Genomic DNA, 12,214 nt, shown 5'->3' on the forward strand with positions numbered 1-12,214 from the left:
GGCGAGACCCGCGTCCTAATTGCGATCGAAACCACCGACGCTTAAAGTGAATATCGCAGGCTCGCTTAACGCCTTGAGCGAAATAAGTGCACCAAGTGGTTTTCACTGCCGCCTTTACGGATCACCCAGCGGATCACGCTCATAGCGCCAACGATCAGAAGGCGGCGGGACTAGCGGGGTGCAGATTCCTGTTGCGCGGGGCGGAGAATTGCCCATGATGAACCTATTGACGATTGGTTCGCAAAGGTTCCTCATGACCGATCCCGAACGCGACAATTCCTCGCTTGCGCTGGAGCGGCTGCGCGCCATGCTGCGCGACATCCCGGCCACCGGCGACAATCGCCTGCCGACCGAGCGTCAGTTGGCCGGCTCACTGCGGATCAGCCGCCGCTCGGTGCGGCGCGCGCTGGAGGTGCTGGAGGCCGAAGGACTGGTCTGGCGGCGACAGGGTGCCGGGACATTCGCCGGACCGCGCCCCGATACCCTGTCGGGCAGCCCTGCGTTGGAGGCCAATTTTTCCGAAATCATGGAAGTCCGCCTGCGGCTGGAGCCGCAACTGGCACAACTGGCCGCTCTGCGCGCCTCGGCCGCCGATATAGCGCGCATGGAAGATGCGTTGACCCGGCTGGAAGACACCCACGACGCCGACGGACGCGAGCTGTGGGATTCCGCCTTTCACCGGGAGATCGCCCGTGCGGCGGGAAACCGGTTCTTTCTAATGATCTTCGACTCGATGGACCGCGCGCGCCACGATGACGCCTGGCGGGCCTTGCGCGAACGTGCGCGCAGCCGGGCCAATCTTGCGCAAACGACGCGTCAGCACCGCGCATTGCTGGCCGCCATCGCCGCGCATGACCCGGTCCGCGCCGGCGAGGCGATGCGCGCCCATCTGATGACGCTGCATGACAGCATCCTGCGCCTGACTTCGCTGGAGGAGCTTGAGGATGCCTCCTGACCCCCTCCAGCCCGACAGCACACTGGAGGTGCGCGATCTGTCGATCCGCTTTCGCGGGCAGGCGCTGGATCTGATCGACAGCGTCAGTTTTTCAATCGCGCGCGGCAAGACACTGTGCCTGGTGGGCGAGTCGGGCTGCGGAAAATCCGTGACCTCGCTGGCGATCATGGGCCTATTGCCGAAACGCGCGGCGACGATCACGCAAGGCACGGTGCGGTTCAACGGGACGGATCTTCTGGACCTGCCCGAACGCGCGATAGAGGATCTGCGCGGCAATCGCATGGCGATGATCTTTCAGGAACCGATGACCAGCCTCAACCCGGCCTTCACCGTCGGCCATCAGGTGGCAGAGGCGGTGCGGCGTCACAAGCGCTGTTCACGGGCCGAGGCCCGCGACCGCGCGTTGCAGATGTTTCGCAAGGTGCGCATGCCCGCCGCCGAAACCCGGCTGGACGATTACCCGCACCAGATGTCGGGCGGTATGCGCCAGCGGGTGATGATCGCCATGGCGCTGGTCAACGATCCAGAGGTGCTGATCGCGGATGAGCCGACAACGGCGCTGGATGTGACGATCCAGGCGCAGATCCTCGACCTGATGCGCGAATTGCAGGACGACACCGGAGCGGCGCTTTTGATGATCACCCATGATCTGGGCGTGGTGGCGGAAATCGCCGATGACGTGGCGGTCATGTATGCCGGGCGCGTGGTCGAAAGCGGCCCGGTGGGCCGGATCTTCGAAGAGCCGCAGCATTGCTACACGCTGGGCCTGATGGGCTCGATGCCTGCGATTGCGGGGCGGCAGGGGCGGCTGCTGACGATCCCCGGCGCGGTGCCCGCGCCCGAGGCGATGCCTGCAGGCTGCCGCTTTGCGACCCGTTGCCCATTGGCGATCCCCGACTGTTCGATGAAGCGACCGACATTGGTTGCGGACCGGGCAGGCCAGTCAGTCGCCTGCCTTCGCGCGCCGCTCGATCAGATCGTGGCGGCGCAATGAGCGATTTCATTCTGGAGACCCACGATCTGCAGCGCCGCTTCCGGCAAGGCGGCGGCCTGCTGGCGCGGGCGACCACAATCCACGCCGTCAACGGTGTGTCGCTACAGGTCCGGCGCGGCGAAACCTTTGCCATTGTCGGGGAATCCGGTTGCGGGAAATCCACGCTGGCGCGGCTCTTGCTGCGCCTGATCGAACCCAGCGCGGGCCGCGTCGTCTATGACGGGCAAGATCTGACGGCGCTCGGTGCGGCGCGGATGCGGGCGCTGCGATCAGAACTGCAATTCATCTTTCAGGACCCGTTTTCGTCGCTGAACCCGCGCATGAGCGTGGCCTCTATCATTGCGGAACCGCTGCGCGTGCATACCACCCTGTCATCCGCCGCGCGCCGCGCCCGGGTGGCGGATCTGATGGCGCGGGTGGGGCTGCGGCCGGACATGTCGGATCGCTATCCGCATGAGTTTTCCGGCGGCCAGCGGCAGCGCATCTCGATCGCGCGGGCGCTGGCCTCGGGTCCGAAGCTTCTGATTGGGGATGAACCCGTCTCGGCGCTGGATGTCTCGGTTCAGGCGCAGATCGTGAACCTGCTGGAGGATCTCAAGCAGGAATTCGGCCTGACGCTGGTGATCATCGCCCATGATCTTGCCGTGATCCGCCACATGAGCGACCGCATCGCCGTGATGTATCTGGGCGAAGTGGTCGAGCAGGCCGGGACCGAAGCCCTGTTCACCACGCCCCGCCACCCCTACACACAGGCTCTGCTGGCAGCCATTCCGGTGCCGATGCCGGGTGCGCGGCCCGTGCGCGCGCATCTTGGCGGCGATATCCCCTCGCCCGCCGATCCACCCGCGGGATGCAAGTTCCACACCCGTTGCCCCCATGCGACCGACCTGTGCCGCAGCACCCGGCCCGCGCTGCTCGGCGCGGCGCATCAGGTCGCCTGCCACCATCACGCCACCCTGCCCCGCCCCGATCTGCCGCTGGGCAGAACGGGCACCCGCAGCCCCGCCGCCGCCGCCCGGTTCGAACTGTTCCGCGCGGCAAGCCAGACCACTTCACCCACCGGCAAGGAGACGACCCAATGAAAACAGCCAAGCTTTCAACCGTGCTTTTGGCGTCGGTTGCGATGACCACATCGGCCTTTGCCGCCGATCTGCGCATCGGCCTTCAGGAAGACCCCGACGCGCTGGACACAGATCAGGCGCGCACATTCGTGGGCCGCATCGTGTTTGAATCGCTCTGCGACAAGTTGGTGAACATCACGCCCGCACTGGAATTCGTGCCGGAACTGGCCACCGCCTGGGCATGGTCCGACGACGGGCTGACCCTGATCATGCAATTGCGCGACGATGTGGTGTTCCATGACGGCACGCCTTTCGACGCCAAAGCCGTGGTCGCCAATATCGACCGCTCGAAAACCCTTGCCGAAAGCCGACGCAAATCGGAACTGGCCTCGGTCGAAAGCGCGACCGCCACCGGCCCGCACGAGGTGACCTTCTCCCTCGCGTCGCCCGATGCGACGCTGATCGCGCAGTTGTCGGATCGGGCGGGCATGATGCTGTCGCCCACCGCCGCCGCCGAAAAGGGGCTGGAGCTGGCGAATGATCCGGTCTGCTCGGGGCCTTACAAATTCGTCGAGCGGATCCAGCAGGACCGCATCGTGCTGGAGAAATTCGCCGGGCACTACAACGCCGACAGCTACAGTTTCGACCGGCTGATCTTCCTGCCGATCCCGGATACGACCGTGCGCCTCGCAAATCTGCGCTCGGGCGATCTGGACATGCTGGAACGTCTGGCGCCGTCGGACGCCCCGGCCGTGCGGGCCGACGCCAACCTGGCCTTCGCCGCTGAAACCAGCCTTGGCTATCAGGGCATCACCATCAACGTGGCCAATGGCGCGCGCTCCGAGGGGCCTCTGGGTCAGGACAAGCGCGTGCGGCAGGCCCTGTCACTGGCCATCGACCGCGAGGTGATCAATCAGGTTGTGTTCGAAGGCACCTACACCGCCGGCAACCAGCCATTCGCGCCGACCTCGCCCTGGTATGACCAGTCCAACCCGGTGCCGCCACGCGATGTGGACGCCGCCAAGGCGCTGCTGGCCGAGGCGGGGCTTGACGGCATCAGCATCGAGGTGCAGGCCGCCAACAACCCGGTACAACTGCAACTGATGCAGGTGGTGCAGGCCATGGCGGCCGAGGCGGGTATCGACATCTCGATCCGCGCCACCGAGTTTGCAACGCTTCTTCAGGAACAGACCGCAGGCAATTTCGACGGCTCGCAGGTCGGCTGGTCGGGCCGCACGGATCCCGACGGCAATATCCACGCCTTCATGACCTGTCAGGGCGGCCTGAATGACAGCAAGTTCTGCTCGGCCGAGGTGGACGCGCTGTTGAACGAGGCCCGCCTCTCCAACGACCCGGCGGATCGCAAGGCCAAGTATGACGCGGCCAACGTCATCCTGCGTGACGAGATGCCGATCATCTACCTGTATCACCAGACCTGGCTCTGGGCGATGTCGAACAAGGTGCAGGGCTTCACCGCTTACCCGGACGGCATGATCCGTCTGGCCGGCGTGACGATGCAATAAGGCCAGCGTCGCACATGTCGCAAGAAGCGCGGGGCCGGTCGCGGCCCCGCATCCCGCCGAACCGGCCATCTCCCGAACAGACGGACCGCCCCGATGCTGTTGTTCATCCTGCGCCGTATCCTGATCGCAATTCCGACGCTGATCCTGGTGTCGATGTTCGTCTTCGCCTTGCAGAAACTGCTGCCCGGCGATCCGATCCTCGTCATGGCCGGCGAGGATCGTGACCCCGAGGTGATTGCCCTGCTGCGCGAAAAATACCGGATGAACGACCCGATCATGATGCAGTACCTTTACTGGGCGGGTGGCGTGCTGCGCGGGGATCTGGGGGTGTCACTGCGCACCAATGAACCGGTGCTGAGCCTCATCGCCTCCAAACTGCCGGTGACGATCCAGCTGGCGGTGATGTCGATGCTGTTTGCGCTTTTCATTGGCATTCCCGCCGGCATCCTGTCGGCGGTGCGCAAGGGAACATGGGTGGACTGGCTGGCCAATCTGGTGGCGCTGTCGGGCCTGTCGATCCCGAATTTCTGGCTGGGGCTCATGCTGATCCTGCTGGTATCGGTCAACCTGGGCTGGCTGCCGGCCTCGGGCTATGAAAGCCCGTTCGTCGATCTGAAGAAATCGCTGACCACAATGATCATGCCGGCCTTCGTGCTGGGCACGGCGCTGGCGGCCACGCTGATGCGGCACACGCGTTCAGCCATGCTGGGCGTGTTGCAGGCCGATTACGTGCGCACGGCGCGCGCCAAGGGGTTGCGGGGCCGGGTCGTCGTGATGAAACACGCGTTTCGCAACGCCGTCCTGCCGGTGGTGACCCTGACGGCTCTGCTGTTTGGTGAATTGCTGGCAGGGGCGGTGCTGACCGAACAGATCTTTACCATTCCAGGTTTTGGCAAGCTGATCGTCGATGCGGTGTTCAACCGCGACTATGCCGTGGTGCAGGGCGTGGTTCTGTGCACGGCGGTGGGCTTTATCGTGATGAACCTGATTGCCGACGTGCTCTATATGCTGCTGAACCCAAGGCTGAGGACCGCGCAATGAGCGCCCTGACCGATCCGCAGCCCCGCGCCACCAGCCGCATCTGGGGCAAGCTCAGCCGCAACAAGAGCGCGCTCGTCGGTGCCACGGTGGTGATCGTCTTCATCGCATTGGCGCTGCTGGCCCCGGTCCTGCCGATCGCGGACCCCACGGGCACCGACTGGGGCGCGATCCGCAAACCGCCGTCGGTCGCCGCATGGATGGGCACGGACGAGTTGGGCCGCGATGTTCTGGCGCGGATGATCTGGGGGGCGCGGGCCTCGCTCTTGGCCGGTGTCGTCTCGGTTCTGATCGCGGTCGCCATCGGCGTCCCCTTCGGCCTGATCGCGGGCTATTTCGGCGGCTGGACCGACAGCATCATCAGCCGCGTGACCGAGGCGCTTCTGGCAATGCCCTTCCTGATCATGGCCATCGCGCTGGCGGCGTTTCTCGGCCCGTCACTGACCAATGCGATGATCGCCATTGGCCTGTCGGCGGTGCCTATCTTCATCCGGCTGACCCGGGGGCAGGTCCTGTCGGTCAAGACCGAGGATTACGTCGAAGGCGCGCGCGCCATCGGTCTGGGGCATGTCCCGATCATGACCCGCTACATCCTGCCGAATGTCTTTCCACCGATCCTTGTGCAGGCCACGCTGACCATCGCCACCGCCATCATCGCCGAGGCCGCACTGTCATTTCTCGGATTGGGGCAGCAACCGCCGGCGCCCAGCTGGGGCTCGATGCTGAACACGGCCAAGAATTTTCTGTCCCAAGCGCCCTGGATGGCGATCTGGCCCGGCGCCGGTATCTTTCTGGTGGTCATGGGCTTCAACCTTCTGGGCGACGGGTTGCGCGATGCGCTGGACCCGCGCGAACACTGACTGACCTGATCGGAGGAACCACATGTCTGCATTTACCACGCGACCCGAAATTCTGGGCCGCTTCGGGGTCGTCACCTCGACCCACTGGATCGCCTCGGCGGTCGGGATGAAAATCCTCGAACAGGGTGGCAACGCCTTTGACGCCGCCGTGGCCACCGGTCTGGTGCTCCAGGTGCTCGAACCGCATCTGAACGGCCCCGGCGGCGACATGCCGGCCATCGTCTACAGCGCCCGCCGTGGCAAGGTCGAGGTGATCTGCGCCCAGGGGCCCGCGCCTGCGGGGGCGACGATTGCGCATTACAAGGCCCAAGGGATGCAGGTCATTCCGGGTGACGGTCTGCTAGCCACGGTCATTCCCGGCGCCTGGGATGGCTGGATGCTGATGCTGCGGGACTATGGCACGCTGCCGCTGCGCGCGGTTCTGGAACCCGCGATCTTCTACGCGGAAAAGGGCCATCCGGTGCTGCCGCGCGTGGCCGAGACCATTGCGGAACTGAACGATTTCTTTCGCACCGAGTGGCCGACATCGCACGAAACATGGCTGCCCGGCGGCACGGCGCCCCAGCCCTGGGGCAATCTCACCAACCCCGCGCTGGCGGCGACCTGGACGCGCCTTCTGACTGAGGCCGAGGCGAAACAGGGCCGTGAGGCACAGATCGACGCCGCCCGCGACGCCTTTTACCGCGGTTTCGTCGCCGAACGGATCACCGATTACCTGGCGCAGGCCGAGGTGATGGACGCCTCGGGCCAGCGTCACCGGGGCGTGCTTGCGGCGGATGATCTGGCCGGCTACGCCGCCCATGTCGAAGAACCGCTCACCTACGACTACCACGGCTGGACGGTGGCGAAATGCGGACCCTGGACGCAAGGCCCGGTGTTCCTTCAGGCGCTGGCGCTGCTCAAGGGTGTCGATCTAAGCGCGATGGACCCGCTGGGCGCGGATTTCATCCATCACGTGGTCGAGGCCAAGAAACTCGCCTATGCCGACCGTGAGGTCTATTACGGCGATCCCGATTTCGCGGATGTGCCGCTGAAGGCGCTTCTGTCGGATGACTATAACACCGCACGCCGCCGGTTGATCACCGATCGCGCCAGTATGGATCTGCGCCCCGGTCACGTGCCGGGATTCGAGGGGCAGGTAAACCGGACCATGGCGCTTCTGGATGCGCTCAGCCGGACCGACCAGGCGGTGTATGAGCCGACGATGGCGCACCTGTCGGAAAAGAAGGGCGACACCGTCCATATCGACGTCATCGACAATGAGGGCAACATGGTCTCGGTCACGCCGTCGGGGGGGTGGCTGCAATCCTCGCCGACGATCCCGGGGCTGGGGTTCTGCCTGAACTCCCGCGCACAGATGTTCTGGCTGGAGCCGGGGCTGCCGACCTCGCTTGCGCCAGGCAAGCGACCGCGCACCACGCTGACCCCCTCGCTGGCGCTGCATGACGGCCTGCCGCAACTGTCTTTCGGCACGCCGGGCGGCGATCAACAGGACCAGTGGCAACTGGTGTTTTTCCTGCGCTATGTGCATCACAAGATGAACCTTCAGCAGGCCATCGACGCACCGCTGTTTCATTCGACGCATTTCCCCTCCAGTTTCTACCCCCGCTCGCGCGAGCCGGGGATGATCATGGCCGAGCGGAGCTTTGGCGCCGATGTTCTCGACGATCTGCGCGCGCGCGGCCACAAGATCACCGAGGCCGACCCCTGGAGCATCGGACGCATGACCGCCGCGCGGCGCGATCCCGACGGCCTGTTGCGCGCCGCCGCCACCCCCCGCCTGATGCAGGCCTATGCCGTGGGACGCTGAGACATGACCTATTCCATCGTTGCCCGTGATCCGGCATCCGGCCATCTGGGTGTAGCCGTCGCCAGCCGGTTTTTCGCCGTGGGCCATGCCGTGCCCTTCCTGTGCGGTCGGGTCGGCGCCGTGGCCACGCAGGCCTTCGTCAACCCGACCTACGGGCCTGACGCCCTGCGCCTGATGAAGGCCGGCGCGCCGCCCGATGCGATCCTGCCGATCCTGACCGCACGCGATGACGGGCATCGCAACCGTCAGGTTCACCTGATCGACGCGGCCGGACGCAACGCGGCCTTTACCGGGGACGATTGCGTGGACTGGTGCGGCCATCTGGTGGCCGAAGGTGTCTCGGTCGCGGGTAATATGCTGGAAGGTCCGGCGGTGATTGCCGACACGCTGACCGCCTACAGGGATGCGATGGACAAACCCCTGGCCGAGCGTCTGTTGATCGCGATGCAGGCTGGCGAGGATGCAGGCGGCGACAAGCGCGGCCGTCAGTCGGCCTGCCTGGTGATCTATCGTGATCAGGATTATGCTTGGCTCGATATCCGCGCCGATGATCACGCCGATCCCTTGTCCGAGTTGCGCCGCCTCTATGCCGTTGCGCAGGAGCGGTTCCTGCATGTGGTCGAAACCATGCCAACACGGGAAAACCCCCATGGCATGATCGACCGGCGCGAGATCGACGCCACCATCGCAAGGCTGGAGGCTGAAAGGATCGCAGCGGGCCGTTCCAGCGCCTCCCATATGGTTAACAAGGACTGACAGACGCCACACGCAAGGGACAACTCATGCATGTAACCGCCGGACCAGAAACCTGCCACTGGGGCTATTTTGACGCGACCCTGCCCCCCGTCGCCACGATTGCCAGCGGTGACGAGATCACGATCGACACGGTCTCGGGCGGGCCGAATGTGCTGCCGGGCGCGGGGTTTCATGTCCCGCCCGAACTGCTGGCCCTCCACGCCGGCGGTGCGCCCGTCATGCCGGGCCATATCCTGACCGGACCGGTCGCGGTAAAGGGCGCGCGGCCCGGCGATGTGCTACAAATCGAGATTCTGGATGTAAAGCTTCGACAGGACTGGGGATATACGTTCATCCGCCCGCTGGCCGGGACGCTGCCGCAGGATTTTCCCGAAACGCATCAGATGACCACCACGCTCGATGCCACGACCAACACCGCCCTGTTGCCCTGGGGCCTGACGTTGCCGTTGGCCCCGTTCTTTGGCGTCATGGCGGTGGCACCGCCGCGCGCATGGGGGCGCATCTCCACCATCGAGCCGCGCGCGCATGGCGGAAACCTTGACAACAAGGAACTGGTCGCGGGCAGCACGCTCTACCTGCCGGTGCTGGTGGACGGCGCACTGTTCTCCTGCGGCGACGGCCACGGCGCGCAGGGCGATGGCGAGGTCTGCGTCACCGCGATCGAAACCGCCCTGCAGGGCAGGTTTCGCCTGACACTCCGGCGAGATCTGGATATCGACTATCCCGAGGCCGAGACCCCCACCCACCTGATCACCATGGGCATGCATCCCGACCTTGATACCTGCGTGGAGATCGCCTTGCGCCGGATGATTGCGCGGGTCTCGGCCCGCGCGGGCATTACCCGAGCCGAGGCTTACATGCTCTGCTCACTGGCGGGCGACTTGCGGATCACCCAGACCGTCAACCGTGAAAAGGGCGTGCATATGATGATGCGCAAGGCGCTGTTGCAACCGTCGCCCCACGACGGCTGAGTTCCGTCAGCCGCCTGCCCTGTCCGCGTCCCGGCGCGCCTTCCTTGCAGAGCAAACGGCTTCCGGTGCGGGGGCCGGCTGATCGAACAGATCGCGCGTCACGCTGTAGCCATAGCCCCCATCCGCCCCACCGCATCCAGCCTCAACGGATCGGAGTAACAGGCTTCCAGATCGATGATATCTTCGCGCAGATGACCGCATTCGATCCGGCCCGCCGACGGTCACATCATCAACGCCGATTGGCTGCGGCGGCTTAACGATCGTGGGCTAGGCTGACATCACCTCGGTGGGGGCGCAAGCGGGGTTTACTTGGGGTTCAAGCTGTAATGAACTGGGAGGAATGTCCGGCCCACGCAAGAAGGCGCCGCTAGCGATACTGGCAAGCGAGTTCCGCATCGTGCGCAGAGCAGACGGTTTCCCGCCCGAGGGCACCTTCGGCCGTCTCGGCAGGACTCCGGATCCAGACCCCGGACCCGGCATCGAGAGGCGCGTCAGGAGACGCGCGGTATCCCATCCAGCGAGTCTCTTTCGGGGTTTGGGGGATCGGCGTTCACTTGAGCAGCGCAGGAGAGTGACCGCCAACAGCCGCCGGCGGCAGAACCTCTGACAGTAGATGCAAAATCCGTGGCACATCGCACAGATCCATCGCTGCGGCGGAATGACCCGGCAGCGCTGCAAGGCGCGGTCTGCGGGCCAGGCCCTCGGCGGGAACACGCAAGCGTGGCGCCTCTCATTTCCCGCGCAGCGAATAAGATACCAGATCTCCGCTGGACAGGTCGGCTTGGGTCGCAGAGCTTCGGTTCTTTCATCCACGATAGCGGGTGGCGAGACGACAGGCCGCGATCGAGACCTCAGCACCGGATCACCCGATCCGCCGCATGGCGACCGGCCCAAAACCCGGTGGCAAGGCAGGCAGTCAAGAGATAGCCGCCGGTCGGCGCCTCCCAGTCAAGCATCTCGCCGGCGGCAAACGTGCCGGGGCGGGCGCGCAGCATCAGCGCATCATCAAGTGTTTCGAACCGCAGCCCCCCGGCGGTGGAAATCGCCTGATCCATCGGACGCGAATCGGCAAGGGGCACGGGCAGCGCCTTGAGAGCGGTGGCAAGATCGGGCGCGCTGCGGGCGAATTCCATCACCAGCGCCACCTTGACCGGGTCAAGGCGCAGCGCCTTGCGCAGCCGGTTCATCAGGCTGTCGCCAGGGCGCGCACGGGCAAGGCGAGCAGAGATCTGATCGGCGGCAAGATCGGGCATGAGGTCAAGCACGAGCGACGCGCCGTCACGCAGCGCAGCGCTGACCTCGTAGATACCGCCGCCCTCGACCCCGGTGGCCGAGATCACGAACTCTCCCCGCGAGACAGTGCCGCCCGCCCGCAAGGCCACACCCTTGACCGGCTTGCCCAGATGCGACGCCATATGCGGCGACCAGGCCACATCGAACCCCATGTTGGCAGGGCGAAAGGGCGCGACCTCCTGCCCGATATGCGCAGTCCACGCCCCGTCCGATCCAAGCCGTGCCCAACTCGCGCCGCCGCAGGCAAGAACGGTGACCGCCGGGGTCAGGGTGCGGGCACCCTCCGGCGTGTCAAAAAGCACCGCGCCCCCGTCCCACCCTGTCCAGCGCCAGCGCGTGCGGATCTTGACTTCCAGCCCTTCGAGCCGCGCCAGCCAGGCGCGCAGAAGCGGCGACGCTTTCATCGCGCGCGGAAACACCCGCCCGGTCGTGCCGGTGAACAGCGGCTGGCCCAGCCCCTCGACCCAGGCCCGCACCTGATCGGGCCCGAACGCCGCGAGCATCGGCCGCAGTGCCCCGGCGCGGTTGCCATAGGCAGCCAGAAATGTCTCGAAAGGTTCGTCCTTGGTCAGGTTCAGGCCCGATTTTCCGGCCATCAGCAACTTGCGCCCCACCGAGGGCTTTCCCTCCGCTACCGTTACGCGCACCCCCGCAACGGCCATCGCCTCTGCCGCCATCAACCCCGCGGGCCCGCCCCCGATGACAAGAGCCTCGCTCAAGTCTCTTTGCCTGCCCAACTCATGCGCCTCCCTGACGGTTTCCTCCTCCTGCCCGGAGGCGCGCCAAGGATCAAGAGAAACCCGACCCGGACCCGATCACACGGGCTGCAGCAGTCGGAAACGAGGCGGCGGACCGGCGGCGATCGTGTCGCGAAGTTGGTGGAAATTTGAAGGCGGCGTAATCTCCGGGTGATCCGAAACCCTGATCCACCTTAACTTGGCTGCATTGTGGTT

General features: G+C 65.5%; 10 protein-coding genes. 9 read left to right on the forward strand and 1 reads right to left on the reverse strand.

Features of this window, described 5'->3' with window-relative positions; translation table 11 throughout:
* Positions 1-253 precede the first annotated feature (253 nt).
* The 9 genes from KAK09_RS09475 (at position 254) to KAK09_RS09515 (ending at position 9,968) form a co-directional block, all read left to right on the forward strand.
* On the forward strand, positions 254-955 hold the full coding sequence (locus KAK09_RS09475; RefSeq protein WP_210878695.1) for a FadR/GntR family transcriptional regulator: 702 nt from the start codon (positions 254-256) through the stop codon (positions 953-955).
* Positions 945-1,949 carry an ABC transporter ATP-binding protein gene (locus KAK09_RS09480; RefSeq protein WP_210878696.1) on the forward strand — a complete coding sequence of 335 codons (1,005 nt, stop codon included), beginning with the start codon at positions 945-947 and terminating at the stop codon, positions 1,947-1,949. The genes KAK09_RS09475 and KAK09_RS09480 overlap by 11 nt, the downstream gene beginning before the upstream one ends.
* Positions 1,946-3,031: an ABC transporter ATP-binding protein gene (locus KAK09_RS09485; RefSeq protein WP_210878697.1), complete on the forward strand. Its 1,086-nt coding sequence runs from the start codon at positions 1,946-1,948 to the stop codon at positions 3,029-3,031. The genes KAK09_RS09480 and KAK09_RS09485 overlap by 4 nt, the downstream gene beginning before the upstream one ends.
* Positions 3,028-4,533, forward strand: coding sequence for an ABC transporter substrate-binding protein (locus KAK09_RS09490; protein WP_210878698.1), 1,506 nt, complete (start codon positions 3,028-3,030; stop codon positions 4,531-4,533). The genes KAK09_RS09485 and KAK09_RS09490 overlap by 4 nt, the downstream gene beginning before the upstream one ends.
* 93 nt (positions 4,534-4,626) lie before the next feature.
* Positions 4,627-5,574 (forward strand): ABC transporter permease, encoded by a 948-nt coding sequence (locus KAK09_RS09495; RefSeq protein ID WP_210878699.1) that lies wholly within the window; start codon positions 4,627-4,629, stop codon positions 5,572-5,574.
* Positions 5,571-6,431, forward strand: coding sequence for an ABC transporter permease (locus KAK09_RS09500; RefSeq protein WP_210878700.1), 861 nt, complete (start codon positions 5,571-5,573; stop codon positions 6,429-6,431). The genes KAK09_RS09495 and KAK09_RS09500 overlap by 4 nt, the downstream gene beginning before the upstream one ends.
* Before the next feature lie 22 nt (positions 6,432-6,453).
* Positions 6,454-8,241 carry a gamma-glutamyltransferase family protein gene (locus KAK09_RS09505; RefSeq protein WP_210878701.1) on the forward strand — a complete coding sequence of 596 codons (1,788 nt, stop codon included), beginning with the start codon at positions 6,454-6,456 and terminating at the stop codon, positions 8,239-8,241.
* A gap of 3 nt (positions 8,242-8,244) precedes the next feature.
* Positions 8,245-8,997, forward strand: a complete 753-nt coding sequence (locus tag KAK09_RS09510; RefSeq protein WP_210878702.1) for a DUF1028 domain-containing protein — start codon at positions 8,245-8,247, stop codon at positions 8,995-8,997.
* Positions 8,998-9,023: 26 nt separating this feature from the next.
* Positions 9,024-9,968 carry an acetamidase/formamidase family protein gene (locus KAK09_RS09515; protein WP_210878703.1) on the forward strand — a complete coding sequence of 315 codons (945 nt, stop codon included), beginning with the start codon at positions 9,024-9,026 and terminating at the stop codon, positions 9,966-9,968.
* Positions 9,969-10,819: 851 nt separating this feature from the next.
* Here the strand turns inward: KAK09_RS09515 and KAK09_RS09520 are convergent.
* Positions 10,820-11,980 carry a TIGR03862 family flavoprotein gene (locus KAK09_RS09520; protein WP_210878704.1) on the reverse strand — a complete coding sequence of 387 codons (1,161 nt, stop codon included), beginning with the start codon at positions 11,978-11,980 and terminating at the stop codon, positions 10,820-10,822.
* Positions 11,981-12,214: the final 234 nt, after the last annotated feature.

Source organism: Roseovarius autotrophicus, assembly GCF_018069895.1.
GTDB classification, from domain to species: Bacteria; Pseudomonadota; Alphaproteobacteria; order Rhodobacterales; family Rhodobacteraceae; genus Roseovarius; species Roseovarius autotrophicus.

Bases quoted from the DNA above. Each gene is read 5' to 3' on its own strand.
- KAK09_RS09475 (WP_210878695.1), top strand. From the start codon at position 254: ATGACCGATCCCGAACGCGACAATTCCTCGCTTGCGCTGGAGCGGCTG.
- KAK09_RS09480 (WP_210878696.1), top strand. From the start codon at position 945: ATGCCTCCTGACCCCCTCCAGCCCGACAGCACACTGGAGGTGCGCGAT.
- KAK09_RS09485 (WP_210878697.1), top strand. From the start codon at position 1,946: ATGAGCGATTTCATTCTGGAGACCCACGATCTGCAGCGCCGCTTCCGG.
- KAK09_RS09490 (WP_210878698.1), top strand. From the start codon at position 3,028: ATGAAAACAGCCAAGCTTTCAACCGTGCTTTTGGCGTCGGTTGCGATG.
- KAK09_RS09495 (WP_210878699.1), top strand. From the start codon at position 4,627: ATGCTGTTGTTCATCCTGCGCCGTATCCTGATCGCAATTCCGACGCTG.
- KAK09_RS09500 (WP_210878700.1), top strand. From the start codon at position 5,571: ATGAGCGCCCTGACCGATCCGCAGCCCCGCGCCACCAGCCGCATCTGG.
- KAK09_RS09505 (WP_210878701.1), top strand. From the start codon at position 6,454: ATGTCTGCATTTACCACGCGACCCGAAATTCTGGGCCGCTTCGGGGTC.
- KAK09_RS09510 (WP_210878702.1), top strand. From the start codon at position 8,245: ATGACCTATTCCATCGTTGCCCGTGATCCGGCATCCGGCCATCTGGGT.
- KAK09_RS09515 (WP_210878703.1), top strand. From the start codon at position 9,024: ATGCATGTAACCGCCGGACCAGAAACCTGCCACTGGGGCTATTTTGAC.